Source organism: Janthinobacterium sp. 35, from assembly GCF_002754575.1.
In the GTDB taxonomy this organism is placed as follows: Bacteria; Pseudomonadota; Gammaproteobacteria; order Burkholderiales; family Burkholderiaceae_D; genus Janthinobacterium; species Janthinobacterium tructae.
In genome coordinates this window covers 2,163,993-2,181,389 of sequence record NZ_PEFN01000001.1, presented here as the reverse complement: position 1 = coordinate 2,181,389, position 17,397 = coordinate 2,163,993, and the positions used below count along the sequence as shown (strand labels likewise).

17 protein-coding genes are annotated in these 17,397 nt (G+C 59.4%); 15 read left to right on the top strand and 2 right to left on the bottom strand.

Annotated elements, in window-relative coordinates:
• The first annotated feature begins 9 nt into the window (after positions 1-9).
• The 9 genes from secY (at position 10) to dsbD (ending at position 7,141) form a co-directional block, all read left to right on the top strand.
• Positions 10-1,344 (top strand): preprotein translocase subunit SecY, encoded by a 1,335-nt coding sequence (gene secY, locus CLU93_RS09785; RefSeq protein ID WP_010394438.1) that lies wholly within the window; start codon positions 10-12, stop codon positions 1,342-1,344.
• An 18-nt stretch (positions 1,345-1,362) separates the two neighbouring features.
• On the top strand, positions 1,363-1,581 hold the full coding sequence (infA, locus tag CLU93_RS09780; RefSeq protein WP_005663428.1) for a translation initiation factor IF-1: 219 nt from the start codon (positions 1,363-1,365) through the stop codon (positions 1,579-1,581).
• 42 nt (positions 1,582-1,623) lie between these two features.
• Entirely contained in the window at positions 1,624-1,737 is a 114-nt protein-coding gene (gene rpmJ, locus CLU93_RS09775) for a 50S ribosomal protein L36 (protein ID WP_010394471.1), read from the top strand.
• Positions 1,738-1,751: 14 nt separating this feature from the next.
• Entirely contained in the window at positions 1,752-2,117 is a 366-nt protein-coding gene (rpsM, locus tag CLU93_RS09770; protein ID WP_046681666.1) for a 30S ribosomal protein S13, read from the top strand.
• Positions 2,118-2,134: 17 nt separating this feature from the next.
• The gene (rpsK, locus tag CLU93_RS09765; protein WP_010394475.1) at positions 2,135-2,539 is read left to right on the top strand and encodes a 30S ribosomal protein S11; all 405 of its coding nucleotides are present in this window, start codon (positions 2,135-2,137) and stop codon (positions 2,537-2,539) included.
• Positions 2,540-2,794: 255 nt separating this feature from the next.
• Positions 2,795-3,418 (top strand): 30S ribosomal protein S4, encoded by a 624-nt coding sequence (gene rpsD / locus CLU93_RS09760; RefSeq protein WP_010394478.1) that lies wholly within the window; start codon positions 2,795-2,797, stop codon positions 3,416-3,418.
• 111 nt (positions 3,419-3,529) lie between these two features.
• Positions 3,530-4,507, top strand: a complete 978-nt coding sequence (locus CLU93_RS09755; protein WP_008444343.1) for a DNA-directed RNA polymerase subunit alpha — start codon at positions 3,530-3,532, stop codon at positions 4,505-4,507.
• Between the two features lie 133 nt (positions 4,508-4,640).
• Positions 4,641-5,033 carry a 50S ribosomal protein L17 gene (gene rplQ, locus CLU93_RS09750; protein ID WP_010394482.1) on the top strand — a complete coding sequence of 131 codons (393 nt, stop codon included), beginning with the start codon at positions 4,641-4,643 and terminating at the stop codon, positions 5,031-5,033.
• Positions 5,034-5,191: 158 nt separating this feature from the next.
• Positions 5,192-7,141: a protein-disulfide reductase DsbD gene (gene dsbD / locus CLU93_RS09745; RefSeq protein ID WP_099760930.1), complete on the top strand. Its 1,950-nt coding sequence runs from the start codon at positions 5,192-5,194 to the stop codon at positions 7,139-7,141.
• 99 nt (positions 7,142-7,240) lie between these two features.
• Here the strand turns inward: dsbD and CLU93_RS09740 are convergent, their stop codons facing one another.
• Positions 7,241-7,774 carry a Spy/CpxP family protein refolding chaperone gene (locus CLU93_RS09740; RefSeq protein ID WP_243420100.1) on the bottom strand — a complete coding sequence of 178 codons (534 nt, stop codon included), beginning with the start codon at positions 7,772-7,774 and terminating at the stop codon, positions 7,241-7,243.
• A gap of 187 nt (positions 7,775-7,961) precedes the next feature.
• On the opposite strand from CLU93_RS09740, the gene CLU93_RS09735 reads away from it, so the two are divergent.
• The 5 genes from CLU93_RS09735 (at position 7,962) to CLU93_RS09715 (ending at position 15,583) form a co-directional block, all read left to right on the top strand.
• Positions 7,962-8,690, top strand: a complete 729-nt coding sequence (locus CLU93_RS09735; protein ID WP_035824023.1) for a response regulator — start codon at positions 7,962-7,964, stop codon at positions 8,688-8,690.
• Entirely contained in the window at positions 8,687-10,045 is a 1,359-nt protein-coding gene (locus CLU93_RS09730) for an ATP-binding protein (RefSeq protein WP_099760928.1), read from the top strand. The genes CLU93_RS09735 and CLU93_RS09730 overlap by 4 nt, the downstream gene beginning before the upstream one ends.
• 88 nt (positions 10,046-10,133) lie before the next feature.
• Positions 10,134-11,306 (top strand): efflux RND transporter periplasmic adaptor subunit, encoded by a 1,173-nt coding sequence (locus CLU93_RS09725; protein WP_099760927.1) that lies wholly within the window; start codon positions 10,134-10,136, stop codon positions 11,304-11,306.
• Positions 11,303-14,413, top strand: a complete 3,111-nt coding sequence (locus CLU93_RS09720) for an efflux RND transporter permease subunit (protein ID WP_099760926.1) — start codon at positions 11,303-11,305, stop codon at positions 14,411-14,413. The genes CLU93_RS09725 and CLU93_RS09720 overlap by 4 nt, the downstream gene beginning before the upstream one ends.
• Before the next feature lie 267 nt (positions 14,414-14,680).
• The gene (locus CLU93_RS09715) at positions 14,681-15,583 is read left to right on the top strand and encodes a hypothetical protein (protein ID WP_243420101.1); all 903 of its coding nucleotides are present in this window, start codon (positions 14,681-14,683) and stop codon (positions 15,581-15,583) included.
• A 61-nt stretch (positions 15,584-15,644) separates the two neighbouring features.
• Here CLU93_RS09715 and yihA read toward each other — a convergent pair whose 3' ends face one another.
• On the bottom strand, positions 15,645-16,394 hold the full coding sequence (gene yihA, locus CLU93_RS09710) for a ribosome biogenesis GTP-binding protein YihA/YsxC (protein ID WP_099760925.1): 750 nt from the start codon (positions 16,392-16,394) through the stop codon (positions 15,645-15,647).
• Positions 16,395-16,580: 186 nt separating this feature from the next.
• Between yihA and CLU93_RS09705 the strand changes: the two genes are divergently transcribed.
• On the top strand, positions 16,581-17,252 hold the full coding sequence (locus tag CLU93_RS09705; RefSeq protein ID WP_099760924.1) for a c-type cytochrome: 672 nt from the start codon (positions 16,581-16,583) through the stop codon (positions 17,250-17,252).
• Positions 17,253-17,397: the final 145 nt, after the last annotated feature.

Here is a 17,397-nt window from a genome sequence, read left to right as displayed (position 1 = left end):
GAGCGAAAATTGGCGACTAATCCACAACTTGCTAAAAGTGCAGCGGCCGGTTTCCCTTGGGGACGGCTCTGGTTTTTGCTTGGCGCATTGGTGGTTTATCGTATCGGTGCTCACGTCCCGGTTCCCGGGATTGACCCGACACAATTAGCCTCGCTGTTCAAGGAGCACGAAGGCGGCGTCCTGGGCATGTTCAACATGTTCTCGGGCGGTGCCTTGTCTCGTTTTACAGTGTTTGCGCTGGGTATCATGCCTTATATCTCGGCCTCGATCATCATGCAATTGCTGTCGATCGTGTCACCGCAGATGGAAGCGTTGAAAAAAGAAGGCGAAGCAGGTCGTCGCAAGATCACCCAGTACACCCGGTATTTCACGGTTGCCCTGGCACTGTTTCAAGCGTTAGGCATTGCAGTCGCACTGGAGTCGCAAGCTGGTCTGGTGTTGGAACCTGGTCTTGCATTCCGCTTCGTGACGGTCGTCACTTTGTTGACCGGAACAATGTTTTTGATGTGGTTGGGTGAGCAAATTACCGAGCGCGGCTTGGGGAATGGCATCTCGATCATCATTTTTGCCGGGATTGCAGCAGGTCTGCCGTCGGCGTTGGGTGGCTTGTTCACTCAGGTGTCGAATGGTTCGATCGGCAGCTTCAGCGCGATTTTCATCGTGATCCTGGTAGCACTGGTAACGTACTTCGTTGTATTCGTCGAACGTGGTCAGCGCAAAATATTGGTCAATTACGCGAAGCGCCAGGTAGGCAACAAGATTTATGGCGGTCAAACCAGCCATTTGCCGTTGAAGCTGAACATGGCCGGCGTGATCCCGCCGATCTTTGCTTCTTCGATCATCTTGTTTCCGGCCACTATCGTGGACTGGTTTTCAAAGGGCGCCGACAACGCTAACCCTGCGGTGCGGTTCTTGAAAGATTTGGCAGCATCGATGGGGCCTGGTGAGCCTATCCATGCGCTGTTGTACGCAGTGGCGATCGTGTTTTTCTGTTTCTTCTATACAGCGCTGGTGTTTAACAGCAAGGAAACAGCAGATAACTTGAAGAAAAGCGGTGCGTTCATTCCCGGGATTCGTCCAGGCGAGCAGACAGCCCGTTACATCGACAAGATCCTGACACGCTTGACACTTGCCGGCGCAGTCTACATCACCCTGGTGTGTTTATTGCCGGAATTTATGCAAGCCCAGTGGAAAGTACCATTCTATTTCGGCGGTACTTCTTTATTGATTATTGTAGTTGTCACCATGGATTTCATGGCGCAAGTACAGAACTACGTGATGTCGCAGCAATATGATTCGCTGCTGCGCAAAGCAAATTTCAAGGGCGGAATTCCGACGCGTTAAGCGCGGTAAACATACCGAATGGCAAAAGACGACGTCATACAGATGCAGGGCGAGATTCTTGAGAATCTCCCAAATGCAACATTTCGAGTGAAGCTGGAGAACGGACACGTGGTGCTCGGGCATATTTCAGGTAAAATGCGGATGAACTATATTCGCATTCTCCCTGGAGACAAGGTGACGGTGGAGTTAACGCCGTACGACTTGAGCCGAGCCCGCATTGTGTTCCGTACCAAGTAACACACTGAATCAAACCAAAGAAGCGAAAGAAAGAGCCCAAAAATGAAAGTTCTCGCATCAGTCAAGCGGATCTGCCGCAACTGCAAGATCATCAAGCGCAAAGGCGTAGTCCGCGTAATCTGCGTGGAACCACGTCACAAGCAGCGTCAAGGTTAATCGAGGAATAACAAATGGCACGTATTGCAGGGGTTAATATCCCAAATCATCAGCATACCGTTATCGGCCTGACAGCCATCTACGGTGTGGGCCGTCCACGCGCAGAGAAAATCTGTGCATCGACCGGTGTAGCAACCAACAAAAAGATCAAAGATCTGGATGACAGCGAACTGGAAAAACTGCGCGATGAAGTAGGTAAATTCATCGTCGAAGGCGATCTGCGTCGTGAACTGTCCATGAACATCAAGCGTTTGATGGATCTGGGTTGCTACCGCGGCATGCGTCATCGTAAGGGTCTGCCTTGCCGTGGCCAGCGTACGCGTACGAACGCACGTACCCGCAAGGGACCGCGTAAAGCCGCTCAATCGCTGAAAAAATAATCCGCTAGGGAATAATTATGGCTAAGTCGCAAAATAACGCCGCATCAGCACGCGTGCGTAAAAAGGTTAAAAAGAACGTCGCTGAAGGCATTGCACATGTCCACGCTTCGTTCAATAACACCATCATTACCATCACCGATCGTCAAGGCAATGCCTTGTCGTGGGCTACCTCCGGCGGTGCAGGCTTCAAGGGTTCGCGTAAATCGACCCCGTTCGCAGCGCAGGTCGCCGCGGAAGCCGCTGGTAAAGTGGCTGTTGAGTGTGGCGTCAAGAACCTGGAAGTACGTATCAAGGGCCCAGGTCCTGGTCGTGAATCCGCTGTTCGCGCGCTGAACAACCTGGGCATCAAGATCACCGAGATCCAGGACGTGACGCCGGTACCGCACAACGGTTGCCGTCCACCGAAACGCCGTCGTATCTAAGATAGTGTTGCAGAGGGCGCTTCGGCGCCAGCTGCTTTTCTATCTGTTGTATTAGTACAGTTGTGTGAAATTGCTGGAGCAGGGAGCCGGAAACGGTTATACTGCCCGGCTGTTCTTGCCTGTCAAATTCCATTTGGCGGGTTTTTCGTTTTCAGCCACCGTCTGATTGAAGCTGAGTCAGACTAGCGCCTAACCGCAGCAGCGTGTTTGATCATGCATGTGGCTGGGGCGTTATCATTAATAAAAGGAAGCATCGTGGCACGTTATATCGGACCTAAAGCAAAACTCTCCCGCCGTGAAGGTACTGACCTGTTCCTGAAGAGCGCACGTCGCTCGCTCGACAGCAAGTGCAAACTGGACGTCAAACCAGGCCAGCACGGTGTCAAATCCGGCGCCCGCACCTCGGACTACGGTAACCAACTGCGCGAAAAGCAAAAAGTAAAACGCATGTACGGCGTGCTGGAACGTCAATTCCGCCGCTACTTCGCTGAAGCAGACCGTCGTAAAGGCAACACCGGCGAAACGCTGTTGAAGTTGCTGGAAACGCGTCTGGACAACGTTTGCTACCGCATGGGCTTTGGTTCGACCCGCGCTGAAGCGCGTCAATTGGTCAGCCACAAAGCGTTCACCGTGAACGGTATCGTTGTGAACATCGCTTCGTACGCAGTCAAAGTTGGCGACATCGTTGCTGTTCGTGAAAAATCGAAAAAGCAAGTGCGTATCGTTGAAGCACTGTCGCTGGCTGAACAAGTTGGTATGCCTAGCTGGGTTTCGGTTGATGCCAAGAAAATGGAAGGTACCTTCAAGTCCCTGCCAGAGCGTAACGAAATCGCTAACGACGTCAACGAATCGCTGATCGTCGAGCTGTACTCGCGTTAATAGTAGTCAGTAGCAAGATCTCCGCCCACTTTGCTTTTGTAAAGTGGGCGTTTCACTAATGCCATCAGCCTTATCGGTGTAATGAGCCGAGGGTATTGAAAAGGACATTTCATGCAAAACAGTTTGTTGAAGCCACGTATTATCGATGTTGAAGCTCTCGGTGCAGGTCACGCCAAAGTCGTGATGGAACCGTTCGAGCGCGGCTATGGCCACACATTGGGTAACGCGTTGCGCCGCGTTCTGCTGTCGTCGATGGTAGGCTACGCGCCGACCGAAGTGACGATCGCCGGCGTCGTCCACGAATATTCCTCCCTCGATGGCGTGCAAGAAGACGTCGTCGATCTGTTGCTGAACTTGAAGGGTGTGGTTTTCAAAGTCCACAACCGCGATTCGGTAACCCTGACCCTGAAAAAAGAAGGCGAAGGCGCGATCCTGGCCTCCGACATCGACCTGCCGCATGACGTCGAACTGATCAACCCTGACCACGTGATCGCCCACCTGACCGCTGGTGGCAAGCTGGACATGCAGATCAAGGTTGAAAAAGGCCGCGGCTACGTTCCTGGTAACGTGCGTCGCCTGTCGGAAGACACGAACAAGACCATCGGCCGCATCATTCTCGATGCGTCGTTCTCGCCAGTGCGCCGTGTATCGTACTTCGTTGAATCGGCTCGCGTCGAACAGCGTACCGACCTGGACAAGCTGATCATCAACATCGAAACCAACGGCGTGATCTCGCCGGAAGAAGCGATCCGCCAGTCGGCCCGCGTCCTGGTGGACCAGTTGAATGTGTTCGCTGCCCTGGAAGGCACGGAAGCTGCCGCCGAAGCGCCATCGCGCGCTCCGCTGGTCGATCCTATCCTGTTGCGTCCAGTCGACGACCTGGAGTTGACCGTGCGTTCGGCGAACTGCCTGAAAGCGGAAAACATCTACTACATCGGCGACCTGATCCAACGTTCGGAAAACGAACTGCTGAAAACGCCAAATCTGGGCCGCAAGTCCCTGAACGAAATCAAGGAAGTGCTGGCATCGCGCGGCTTGACCTTGGGCATGAAGCTGGAAAACTGGCCGCCTGCAGGCCTGGAAAAGTAATTCGTAGTTGTAGCAAACTGCCTGGGACAGGTGTCCCAGGCTTTTATTTTGAAGCACCAAACCGGCCCGCGATGTTGCACTAGCTTCATCGATCGAAGAGCTGGAATTTAAACACTCACCGAAAGGATTTATCATGCGTCACGGTCACGGCCTCCGTAAACTGAATCGTACCTCGTCCCACCGTCTGGCAATGCTGCGCAACATGACAGTATCGCTGCTGCGTCACGAAGCGATCAAAACCACCCTGCCAAAAGCAAAAGAACTGCGCCGCGTTGTCGAGCCAATTCTGACCTTGGGCAAAACTGACTGCCTGGCAAACAAGCGTCTGGCCTTCAACCGCCTGCGCGATCGTGAAATGGTCCTGAAGCTGTTCGCTGAACTGGGCCCACGTTACGCCAACCGTAACGGCGGCTATGTGCGCATCCTGAAAATGGGTTTCCGCGTAGGCGATAACGCTCCTATGGCGTTCGTCGAACTGATGGATCGTCCAGACACGACCGAAGCAGTTGAAATCGCTGGCGAGTAATCCCGCCGGTTGTATCTGAGAAAGCCAGGCCTAGCCTGGCTTTTTTGTTTTCTGCTGCAGTCATTCTTACCGCAGTGTACTATTCTCCTTTCGCGCCGGCCCGGCACATGCGCTGCCTGCTCCGCGCGTCCTCTGTCGAATGGTCGAAAAGGTAGTTCATGTCCCGTTTCCTCTCCAGCGCCACTGCGCGCGCCGCGCCACGCCATCCTTTGCTCACCTGGTTTGCTGCCTGTTGCTTCCTGTTGATCGCCGTTTTTGGCGCCGACCATGCCCGTGCTGACGATGAGTTCCTCGATCCCGAGCTGGCTTTCAAATTTTCCGCCCGCATGCAGGACCCGTCTACCATCGCCGTCACCTATGTGATTGCCGATGGTTACTATATGTATCACGAGCGCTTCAAGTTCGACGCCGTGGGCGCCAAGCTGGGCACGCCCGTGTATCCGGCTGGCAAGGTCAAGTTTGACGACACTTTCCAGAAGAACGTGGAAACGTTCCGCAAGACGCTCACCTTCACCATTCCCGTGCAGGCCGCTGGCGCGTTCACCCTGAAGGCGACGGGGCAGGGCTGCTCCGACAAGGGCCTGTGCTATGCGCCGCAGGATGCCATGGCCCAGCTGGTGGGCGGTGGCGGCGGCCAGAGCGTGGCGCCCGGCACGGGCCTGCCGTCGAAATTCGCCCTGCCGGGCGCGCCGGCAGTCGACACGGCAGCCGTCAACGGGCCACAGGCGCAAGCGTCGCCTGGCGTGTCCGTGCTGAGCATTGCCAATCCCGAAATCACTGCCACGCCCGAGCCGGTAGCGGCGGTTCCTGTGGCAGCAAGCCCGGCGCCCGCGCAAAACGAGCTGGGCAAGATCGAATCGGCGCTGAAGGGCGGCAAGCTGCTGGTCATCGTGCCCCTGTTCATGTTGCTGGGCCTGGGGCTGGCGTTCACCCCGTGCGTGCTGCCGATGGTGCCGATTTTGTCGTCGATCATCATTGGCGATGGTGCCAAGGTCAGCCGCTCGCGTGGCTTGCTGCTGTCGCTGACGTACGCGCTGGGCATGGCCATCGTCTACACGGCGCTGGGCGTGGCGGCGGGCCTGGCGGGCGAAGGCCTGGCGGCCAAGCTGCAAAATCCGTGGGTGCTGGGCGTTTTCGCCTTGCTGATGGCGGGCCTGGCGCTGTCGATGTTCGGTTTTTATGAGCTGCAAGTGCCGGCTTTCCTGCAAGGCAAGCTGACGTCCGTGTCGAACCAGCAATCGTCGGGCCGCCTGGCGGGGGTCTTCGTCATGGGCGCCATTTCCGCCCTGATCGTGGGGCCATGCGTGGCCGCGCCGCTGGCCGGCGCCTTGCTGTATATCAGCCAGACGCGCGACGTCGTCATCGGTGGCAGCGCTTTATTTGCCATGGCGGTGGGCATGAGCGTGCCGTTGCTGTTGGTCGGTGTCTCGGCCGGCACCTTGCTGCCGCGCGCCGGCGCCTGGATGGATGCCGTCAAGCGCTTCTTTGGCATGCTGCAGCTGGGTGTGGCCTGGTGGCTGGTCTCGCCCGTGCTGCCGGGCGCCGTGCAGATGCTGGGCTGGACGGTGCTGTTCGTCGGTTACGGCATGTATTTGCTGGTGGGTAAAAGCGGCGCGAAGAACGCCTGGGTGGCCAAGGCCTTCGGCCTGGTGTTTGCCGTGCTGGGTGCGATGCAACTGGTGGGCGTGGCCAGCGGTGGCCGCGACCCGCTGGCGCCGCTGGCGCACCTGGGCGGTGGCCAGGTGCACGCGCAACCATTTACGCGCGTAAAGACCGTGGCGCAGCTCGATGCGGCGCTGGCTCAGCTGGGTGGCAAGCCGGCCTTGCTGGACTTTTATGCCGACTGGTGCGTGTCGTGCATCGAGATGGAAAAGCTGACCTTCGTCGACCCTGCCGTGCGCGAGAAAATGGGGCAAGCCGTGCTGCTGCAAGTGGATGTCACGGCCAATGATGCGGACGACAAAGCCATGCTGAAACGTTTTCAGCTGTTCGGCCCGCCTGGCATCATCATGTTCAACCCACAGGGGCAGGAGATCGCCCAGTCGCGCGTGATCGGTTTCCAGAATGCTGCCACTTTCCTGACCTCTCTGCGCAAGCTTGACGAGTAGGTCGGATTAGGCCCTTCGGGCCGTAATCCGACACCACCACGTTCAGCGCCAACAATGTTGTCGGATTACGCGGCGTTCCGCCGCTAATCCGACCTACGTTCAGCCTGCTTTATGGTGCGCGCCATGACCACGGTGGTGGCCGCGCATTTCTCCATCTTTGCCGCCAGGCACGCTGTCATCAAACACTTTCTTTTGCTCCGGCGTCAGCACGGCATAGAAGGTTTTCAGCGAGGCAAGGCGACTTTCCTGGCTGGCGATGCGTTCCTTCGACATGGCGATCCATTGTTCCATGCGTTCCGGCGCCGACAGCTTGGCCATCGCTGCATGCCTGGCTTTCCAGTCGCCCATCGGTTTTTTCGGCGCATTGGCGGCCGTGAAGGTGGTCCAGGCAGGTTCCTGCGCGGCTGTCAGCTTCAGCTTGTCGTGCAGGCGGGCCTGGTACTTGGCCATGCGCTCGGCCGGGTTGCCTGCGCGGTGCTGGCCGCGCTGGCCATCATGTTGCATCTTGGTGCTGGCGGCAGGCGCGCTGGCGGCCGCTTCCTGGGCGTGGACGGTCAGCGATGCCGCACCCATGCCGAGTACGCTCATGGCGATGATCAAATTCTTGCGCAAGGTTGTCATTGAGGCGTTCATCTGGATTCCTTTGTAAAAGATGAGGGATGTACATGTTGCTGCACATGAATCCATGGTGGACGCTCCATGTTTCCCCGAAGTGTCCGCTGCCAGACAGTTTGTATCTATATGTTTCTTCGGGTCTCCTATATACAAGACGATACAAATGCGCTGTGCAAGGGCGGGGGAAGTGGGGATAATTCGTACCATGGAACCCACTTCTACAATTCTCATCGTCGACGATGACCGCGACATCCGCAGCTTGCTGGCGGACTACCTGGAAACGAACGCCTACCGCACCCTGGGTGCGGCAGATGGCACGGCCATGTGGAAGATTCTCGATGAAACGCGGCCCGACCTGATCGTGCTCGATTTGAACCTGCCTGGCGACGACGGCCTGACCTTGTGCCGCAAGCTGCGTGCCCAATCGACCGTGCCGGTAATCATGTTGACGGCGCGCAATGAGCCGCTGGACCGTATCCTGGGCCTGGAAATGGGCGCCGACGATTATTTGCCGAAACCGTTCGAACCCCGTGAATTGCTGGCGCGCATACGCAGCGTGCTGCGCCGCAGCCATGCCATGCCGTCGAACGTGCCGTCTGACAAGGCGCAGCAAATCCGTTTTTCCGGCTGGACCCTGGACCTCACGGCGCGCCACCTGCTCAATCCCACGGGCCTGGTGATCATGCTGTCGGGCGCCGAGTTCCGCTTGCTGCGCGTGTTCCTGGAACACCCGAACCGCGTGCTCAACCGCGACCAGTTGCTGAACCTGACGCAGGGGCGCGACGCCGACCCGTTCGACCGCTCGATCGATATCCAGATCAGCCGCCTGCGGCAAAAACTCGGTGAAGATGCCCGTTTGCCGCAAATCATCAAGACCGTGCGCAACGGCGGCTACGTGCTGGCCGGGCAAGTCAACGTGGAGCCGCACGCGTGAAGGCCTTCCTGGGGTCGATGACGGGCAGAGTCTTCATGTTTCTGCTGATCGGCATCGTCGCTTCGGCTGCACTGACGCAGTGGCTGGCCGTGGGCGAACGCCAGCGCGCCATCGAGCAATACCGCGACTACCACGCCGTCGAGCGGGCCGAGCAGCTGGTGATGGCGGCCGACGTGGTGCCGCTGGCCTCGCGCGCCGCCTACCTGAAGGTCGCCAACAAGGGCAGCGTGCGCCTGGAACTGCGCCCCGATACGGAGCATAAGCCCGGTACGCCGACGGAATTTTCCAGCGCCCTGCAAGCCAAGCTGGGCGAGGGTTTCAAGGTCAGCGCGCTGGCCGACCGCCCGGAAGCCTGCGTCAAGCCACGCCAGTCGCCGGGCATGTTCGGCGCCAAGCCTTGGGGCGGCACCTGCGAAAACCTCGACGTGCGCATGCAGGATGGCCACGTGCTGCGCCTGATGGTCTTGCCGCCGCGCCAGCAGCCACCGTTCAATGAACATAATGACTGGATGACTCTGCTGCCTTTCCTGATCAGCATCGCCATCCTCGCTTACCTGGTCACGCGCATGACCATGCGCCCGCTGAAACAGCTGGCGCAGGCGGCGAAAGACCTGGGCAACGACATCAACCATCCGCCGCTGACCCTGTCCGGGGCCAGCGAGATCCGCCAGGCCAGCGCTGCCTTCAATGCCATGCAGGCGCGCATCCGCCAGCATATTTCCCAGCGTACACAAATGCTGGCGGCCATCACGCACGACTTGCAGACGCCGCTGACGCGCCTGCGCCTGCGCCTGGAAAAGGTGGCCGATACGGAATTGTATGAGCGCCTGGTGGGCGACCTGTCGGCCATGCAGAGCATGGTCAAGGAAGGACTGGACCTGGCCCGCTCGATGGACAGCACGGAAGCGATGCAGGCGCTCGATCTCGATTCCCTGTTGGACAGCGTCTGCTCGGATGCGGCCGATGCCGGCCAGAACGTGACCCTGGCCGGGCAGGCCAGCATGGCCTTGATGGCCCGGCCCATCGCCATGCGGCGCTGCCTGGTGAACTTGATCGACAATGCCGTCAAATATGGCCAGTACGCGCAGGTCACCGTTGAACGCATCGCCGGCGCGGCGCGCATCCGCATCCGCGACGGCGGGCCGGGTATTGCGCCAGATCAGCTGGCCAAAGTGTTCGAACCGTTTTATCGTATCGAGACCTCGCGTTCGCGCGAATCGGGTGGCACTGGCCTGGGCCTGACCATCGCGCGCAACATCGCCGAGCAGCATGGCGCCACGGTTTCACTGCTCAATCATGTCGACGGTGGACTGGAAGTTACCCTGATCGTGCCAGAGTATTACGCTGGAAAGTGAGTATTTCCGTGCGACAATATTGTGCTTTATGCCCCCCTGGCAACTACATTCAACCTGCAGCCCTGCGCTGCGACAGCGTGACAGAACAATGAAAAAGACTAGCCTGGCAATCCTTGTGGGTGCGGCCCTGTGTATCGGTGGCGGCATCTGGTATTTCAATCATCAGTCGGGCAAAGCGGCCGGTGGGCAGGATGGCAAAGGGGGCAAGGGCGGACAGGGACCGACCACGGTGAGCGTGGTCGCGCCGCTGCGCCAGGATGTGCCGATGCTGCTGCAAGCCAATGGCAGCGTGACGCCCATCAGCAGCGTCGACCTGCATCCACAGACGACCAGTACGATCACCAAGGTGCACATCCGCGAAGGCCAGTTCGTCAAACAGGGCGAACTGATGTTTACGCTGGACGCGCGCAGCGAGCACGCGAATGTCGACAAGGCGCAGGCGCAAGTATTGCGTGACCGCGCCTCGGTGCTGGACCTCGAACGCCAGCTCAAACGCAGCCAGGATTTGCTGAGCAAGAACTTCATCGCCCAGGGCGCCGTGGATACCCTGCAAAGCCAGCTCGACGCGGCACGCGCCTTGCTGGCCGCCGACCAGGCCGCCTTGCGCGCCGCCCAGGTCGATTCCAGCTACACCGTCCTGCGCGCGCCGCAGGGGGGCCGCGTGGGCGCCATCAATGTGTACGCGGGCAGCCTGGTGCAGCCGACTACTTCGCTCACCAGCATCACCCAGCTCGACCCGATCGATGTGGTCTTCACCTTGCCGGAAAGCAGTCTGTCGGGCTTGCTGGCGGCGCAGAAGGCGGGCGAGGTGGCGGTCAAGGCGCTGCTGGCCGATGCGGGCGGCAAGCAGCTCGACGGCAAACTGAGTTTCATCGACAATGCCGTCGATCCCGCCACGGGCGTGATCAAGGTCAAGGCCCGTTTCAATAATGGCGGTACCGACCTGTGGCCTGGCCAGTATGTGAATACGCAGCTGACGGTGCGCACCTTGAAAGATGCGCTGGTCATCCCGCAAAACGCCATCATCACCAATACCACGGGCATCTTCGTGTATTCGATGGAAGCCGATCATACGGCCAAGGTGCGCAAGATTGCCCGCGTGTATGCGTTCGGCCCGAATGCCGTCGTCACCGGATTGACCGGCGACGAAAAAGTCATCGTCGACGGCAAGCAGAACCTGCGTCCGGGGGGCAAGGTGCGCCTGGCGGAAAAACACAAGGCCGCCGATGGCGCCGCCGCAGCGCAGGGCAAGCCAGCATGAACCTGTCCGAACTGAGCATCCGCCGCCCCGTCATGGTGGTGCTGTTGTCCCTCTCCATTATTCTGGCCGGCGTGCTGGCGTATGGCCACATTCCCGTGGCGGCCTTGCCGAGCTATAACACGCCCGTCATCAACGTCAGCGCCGACCTGGCCGGCGCCAGCCCCGAGACCATGGCGTCTTCCGTGGCCTTGCCGCTGGAAAAGCAGTTTTCCACGATTGCCGGCCTGAGCCTGATCACCTCGACGAGTACCCTGGGCAGTACGTCGCTGACCCTGGAGTTTGACGCCAGCATCAATGTCAACGAGGCCGCCGTCGATGTGCAGGCGGCCCTGCTGCGCGCGCAGCGCCAGTTGCCGACGGAAATGACGGACTTGCCGTCCTACCGCAAAGTCAATCCGGCCGATGCGCCGGTGCTGTTCATCCAGATGACGTCGCCATCGCTGAACTTGTCGGATCTGAATGATTATGCGGAAAACCTGATTGCGCCCAGCCTGTCGACCTTGCCTGGCGTGGCCCAGGTCAGCGTGAATGGCCAGAAACGCTTCGCCGTGCGCGTGCGCGCCCGTGCCGACCTGATGAACGCGCGCAACCTGACGATGGACGAGCTGGCCCAGGCCCTGCGCGCTTCGAACACGAATTCGCCGCTGGGCATCCTCGACGGCCCCAGCCAGACGCTGACCATCCAGGGCAACCCGCAGATGATGAAGGCGGCCGATTTTGCCGAACTCATCGTCGCCACGCGCAATGGCCAGCCCGTGCGGCTGAAGGAAGTGGCCGAAGTGGAAGACAGTTTCCAGTCAACCAAGACGGCCGGCAGTTTCAATGGCGAGCGCTCGATCACCTTGCTGGTGCAGCGCCAACCGGATGCGAACACGGTGCAAGTGGTCGATGCCGTACGCAAACTCTTGCCCGGTTTCAAGGCGCAATTGCCCGCTTCCATTCAGATCAGCCTGGTCAATGACCGTTCCGTCTCGATCCGCGAAGCGATCCACGACGTCAATCTGACCCTGGCCCTGACGGTGATCCTGGTGGTGCTGGTGATCTTTTTGTTCCTGCACCGCGCGGCCGCCACTTTCATTCCCGCCGTCACCATGCCGATTTCCCTGCTCGGTGCGCTGGCCCTGCTGTACTGGCTCGGCTACAGCCTCGACAATATCTCCCTGCTGGGTATCACCCTGGCCGTGGGCCTGGTGGTCGACGATGCCATCGTGGTGCTGGAAAACATCGTGCGCCATATCGAGATGGGCAAGAAACCGATCCAGGCGGCTCTCGTGGGCGCCAAGGAAATGGGTTTCACCATCATTTCGATTTCCGTCTCGCTGGTGGCCGTGTTCATCCCCATCTTCTTCATGCCGGGCGTGATCGGCTTGCTGTTTCACGAGTTTGCCGTCGTCGTCTCGCTGTCCATCCTCGTCTCGGCCATCGTGTCGCTGACCCTGGTGCCGATGCTGGCCAGCCGCTTCCTGCCGGCCGACTCGCGCGAACACAATGACAGCGATCCCACGCATGGCGAAAAGTCCTTCATCGGCCGCCACTTCGAGGCGGGGTTCACGAAGTTGCGCAACGGCTATGTGCATCTGCTCGACAAGGCCCTGGCGCACCGCAACGTGGTGTTGTTTGTTGCCGTGTGTACCTTTGCGCTGACGGTGCTGCTGTACGCGACCATTCCGAAGGGTTTCTTCCCCGAGGAAGACCTGGGCCAGATCCAGGTGAATACGGAAGCGTCGGAGGATATTTCTTCGGCGGCATTGCAGGACTTGCAAGCGCGCGTGGCGGCCGTGCTCAAGGCGGACCCCAGCGTGCAGGATGTGACCTCGTTCGTCGGTGGCGGCAACACGGGCCGCATGTTCATGGTGCTGAAACCGCGCAGCGAACGGCCGAAGATGCCGGTGGTGCTGGAAAACCTGCGCCGCGCGACGAGTAGCGTGCCCGGCATGGCCGTGTATTTCCGTCCCGTGCAAAACTTGCAACTGGGCGGACGCCAGAGCAAGAGCCGCTACCAGTACACCTTGCAAAGCGTCAGTCCCGATGCCTTGAATGACTGGGCGGAGAAGTTTATTGCTGGCATGCGCACCGATCCCGCGTTCCGCGACGTCACCAGCGATTCGCAGATCAAGGGCTTGCAGGCGTCCCTGCGGATCGACCGCGACAAGGCCAATCTGCTGGGCGTGCAAATGTCCGATATCCGCACGGCCCTGTACAGCGCCTTTGGCGAGCGGCAAGTGTCGACTATCTATTCTTCGGCAGCGAGCTATTACGTGATCCTGGAAGCGGCCACGGCGGATCGCCAGTATGATGATGCGCTCACGCGCGTGTCCGTGCGCAGCAAGTCGGGCGAACTGGTGAAGCTGTCGAGTATTGCCTACGTGGAACGCACGATTGGCCCCACGTCCGTGAATCACCAGGGGCAGTTGCAGGCCGTAACGATCTCCTTCAACCTGGCGCCGGACGTGCCGCTGGGTGTCGCCACGGGCAAGATCGACGTGATGGGCAAGGACATGAGCTTGCCGGCCTCCATCATCACGCGCTACGGTGGCGATGCGGCCGTGTTCCAGGATTCGCAGTCCAGCCAGATCATCCTCATCATCGCCGCGCTGGCCGTGATCTATGTGCTGCTCGGCGTGCTGTATGAAAGCTATATCCACCCGCTGACCATCCTGGCCGGCTTGCCGTCGGCAGCCGTGGGCGCGCTGTTGACCCTGCGCCTGTTCGGCATGGACCTGACGATGATCGCCATCATCGGCATCTTGATGCTGATCGGTATCGTCAAGAAAAACGCCATCATGATGATCGACTTTGCCCTGCATGCGCAGCGCAATGAGGGCATGAGCCCGCCTGAAGCCATCCGCCAGGCGTGCATCCTGCGTTTCCGCCCCATCATGATGACATCGGCGGCGGCCCTGATGGGCGCCTTGCCCATCGCCCTGGGCCTGGGCGCCGGCGCCGAGCTGCGCCAGCCGCTGGGCCTGGCCGTGGTCGGTGGATTGCTGTTTTCGCAAGTGATTACCCTGTTCATCACCCCCGTCATCTATTTGTTCCTGGACAAGTACAGCGGCACGGGGCCGGTGACGGACGAGCAACTGGTGGCACTCGACAACAAGGCTTGAGCGCTTGCGTTGCCCGTTGATCCGTTGACCCGTGACCGGCGCCCCATTCCTGCGTGAATGGGGCGCCGGTTTTGTATGGGCCGTGATACATACGGTAACAACCATCAAGGGACGGCTCGGGTACTCTGGTCAGCGCTGCAAGGAATGTCGCTATCCTGTACGCTTCGGGTTGGAAAGGCCGAGGAAGTGTTCCCAAAAGCAAGGGACTCTGGCACTATGGCTGCCCTGTAATGTTATTTCTTCGCTACACAGAAAGCACGATTCATTTTGCATGACACGACCCATTTGCTGGCTGCCGATTCCGATGTTTGCCCCACCTGTGGGCAAGTGATCCAGCCACTGCCGGCCTACGGGTCCAGGACCAGCACCACGCGCAAGGTTGTGCTCGGCGTGTCCGTCTTGCTGCACGTGCTGCTGGCGGCGTATGTCCTGTTGCGCAGCGACACGATCGAAAAGATCCCGCCGCCGAAGAAGGAAAGCGCGATGGTCTACATCGCGCCCCTGAAGGACAAGCCGCAACCGAAGCCGCAACCGAAACCCACGCCCAAGCCGAAGGACACGAAAGTGGCCAAGGTGAAACCGCCGCCGGCGCCGAGCAAGCGCGTGGTGACCAAGGACGTGCCGCGCGACAAGCCGAAACTGGAAACCTTCACGCCGCCGCTGGTATCGAAAGTGCCGTTGCCGCCGCCGCCAGCTGAAGACATGAGCTCGATGATCGAGCAGCGCCGCAAGCAGCGTCAGGCGCAGAACCCCACGCCGCCGGCCGAAGAAAGCGAGAACGACCGCGCCATGCGCGTGGCCAAGGCGAATATCGCCGGCGCACAGGGGCGCAATTCGGGCAGCGACCGCGAGGATTCGGGCGGCGTGTTTTCCATCGTCAACCAGACTTCGTTCAGTGCCGAAGTCAAGTTCAAGGGCTGGAATGGCAACTTCAAGCGCAATTGGCTGAAGCAGGAAAAAGTCGAACTGGGCAATGAACCCGATATCGAATCGGCCATCATCAAGAAGATGATCCAGTTGATCCGTGCCGAAAAGCCGGGCGACTTCGTCTGGGAATCGCGGCGCCTGGGGCGTAACGTCAACCTCAGCGCCCGCGTGGAAGACACGGCTGAGCTGACTGCCTTCCTGCGTCAGGAATTCTTTTCCGAGAAGCGTCCGGGACGGCGCTAAAAATTAAAAAGGCTGCGCGGTGTGACCGGGCAGCCTTTTTGTCATACGGCGCTGATGATGCTCAGGCCGGTTTATCCGATTCGGTGCCCGGCGCCGCTTCCACGTCGTCTTCCATCTCGATCAGCTCGACCATCTGGGCCGCGCCATCTTCGCTGATGCCGGCCAGTTCCATGATCTTGTCATTGGCTTCGTCGATGCCGACACGTTTCAAGGCCGAGAACAGTTGCACGGTGAACGGGAAGCCGATGCCGTCTTCGTCCACATAGCTGTCGAGCTTGGCTTTCGCCTGACGCAAGGCATTCACGGATTCATTGCGGTTGAGCTTATCGACTTTGGTCAGGATGCAGTGAATTGGTTTACCCGTCGGGGCGAACCATTCCAGCATCTGGACGTCCAGGTCGGTGAACGGACGGCGCGAATCCATGATCAGGACCAGGCCCGCCAATTGCTCGCGGCGCTGCACGTAGTCGCCCAGCAGGCGTTGCCAGTGCAGTTTGGCCGAGCCCGACACTTCCGCGTAGCCGTAGCCGGGCAAGTCGACCAGCAGACATTCGATCTCTTCGACGATGGTGGCATCCTTGCGGTGCTGCGCCACGTGGGCGCCGCCGATGGAGAAGTAGTTGATGTGCTGGGTACGGCCAGGTGTCTTGGAGGCGAACGCCAAGCCTTTCTGATTACACAAGATGTTGATGGCGGTCGATTTACCGGCATTGGAGCGGCCGGCAAAAGCGATTTCCGGCACCGTGGTATCGGGCAGGTCACGCAATTGGTTGACGGTCGTAAAGAAGCGGGCTTGCCAGAGTTTTGACATGGGAGTAGTAAAGCAACAAAATGGAGCGATAAGGGAGCGATAACGCCAAGAAGCTATTGTACAATAAGGGATTGTTAATTGTTGCCGGCGTAGCAGCGATGCGGCTTGCGGCCCTGAAAATAAATCAAAAATCTCAGGCGCGCGGCAATGTCCACCACTAATTTCTCACTGTCTCAGGGTGCCTGAATGAATCGTGCGTTTTCACCGTTGTTCAAATCCATGCTGCTCGCTTTGCTGGCTGTATCGGCAACTGCTTCCGCGGTCGAAGCACCGAAACCGGCCGTCAAGGCCGATGCCGCCAAGGGCGCTACCCTGTATGCCGATGGCGATGCGGCGCGCGGTTTGCCTGCCTGCGTGTCCTGCCATGGTGCGGCCGGCAACTCGACCATCACGGTCAACCCGAAGCTGGCCGGCCAGCATGAAAGCTATATCTACAAGCAATTGGTTGACTTCACCACGCCGGAGCGCAACCAGCCCGTCATGACGACGTACGCGAAGATGCTCAGCGACGCCGACAAGAAGAATATCGCCGCCTACCTGGGCGCGCAGCTGTCCAAGCCGGGCGCCGCGAAAAACAAGGATACGATCGACCTGGGCAAGAAAATTTACCGTGGTGGCATTGCTTCCAAGCAAGTTGCTGCCTGCGCCAGCTGTCATGGCGCGACGGGCAATGGCATGCCCGTCCAGTATCCGCGCATCGCCGGCCAGCACCAGGACTACACGGTGGCCCAGCTGACGATGTTCCGCAGCACCAAGGCTGATGCCCGCAAGAACAGCGCGCAAATGCACACCATCGCCGCCCGCATGTCGGATGACGAGATTGCCGCCGTGGCCGATTACATCGCCGGCCTGAAGTAAGTTTTCATAGTGGCAAGAGATTGCCAGGCGTACCATCGCGCATGAACTAGGGCGGCCGTCTCAACAGGCTGCCCTTTTTTATGGCAGGGGCCAAAACTGGAGTATGCTGCCGCCTTGCGCGCAGAAACACTCTGCTCCATGCCAC

What these genes read in the sequence shown, in the direction of transcription:
- infA (WP_005663428.1), top strand. Translation starts at nt 1,363, where the DNA reads ATGGCAAAAGACGACGTCATACAGATGCAGGGCGAGATTCTTGAGAAT.
- rpmJ (WP_010394471.1), top strand. Translation starts at nt 1,624, where the DNA reads ATGAAAGTTCTCGCATCAGTCAAGCGGATCTGCCGCAACTGCAAGATC.
- rpsM (WP_046681666.1), top strand. Translation starts at nt 1,752, where the DNA reads ATGGCACGTATTGCAGGGGTTAATATCCCAAATCATCAGCATACCGTT.
- rpsK (WP_010394475.1), top strand. Translation starts at nt 2,135, where the DNA reads ATGGCTAAGTCGCAAAATAACGCCGCATCAGCACGCGTGCGTAAAAAG.
- CLU93_RS09755 (WP_008444343.1), top strand. Translation starts at nt 3,530, where the DNA reads ATGCAAAACAGTTTGTTGAAGCCACGTATTATCGATGTTGAAGCTCTC.
- rplQ (WP_010394482.1), top strand. Translation starts at nt 4,641, where the DNA reads ATGCGTCACGGTCACGGCCTCCGTAAACTGAATCGTACCTCGTCCCAC.
- dsbD (WP_099760930.1), top strand. Translation starts at nt 5,192, where the DNA reads ATGTCCCGTTTCCTCTCCAGCGCCACTGCGCGCGCCGCGCCACGCCAT.
- CLU93_RS09740 (WP_243420100.1), bottom strand. Translation starts at nt 7,774, where the DNA reads ATGAACGCCTCAATGACAACCTTGCGCAAGAATTTGATCATCGCCATG.
- CLU93_RS09735 (WP_035824023.1), top strand. Translation starts at nt 7,962, where the DNA reads ATGGAACCCACTTCTACAATTCTCATCGTCGACGATGACCGCGACATC.
- CLU93_RS09725 (WP_099760927.1), top strand. Translation starts at nt 10,134, where the DNA reads ATGAAAAAGACTAGCCTGGCAATCCTTGTGGGTGCGGCCCTGTGTATC.
- CLU93_RS09720 (WP_099760926.1), top strand. Translation starts at nt 11,303, where the DNA reads ATGAACCTGTCCGAACTGAGCATCCGCCGCCCCGTCATGGTGGTGCTG.
- yihA (WP_099760925.1), bottom strand. Translation starts at nt 16,394, where the DNA reads ATGTCAAAACTCTGGCAAGCCCGCTTCTTTACGACCGTCAACCAATTG.
- CLU93_RS09705 (WP_099760924.1), top strand. Translation starts at nt 16,581, where the DNA reads ATGAATCGTGCGTTTTCACCGTTGTTCAAATCCATGCTGCTCGCTTTG.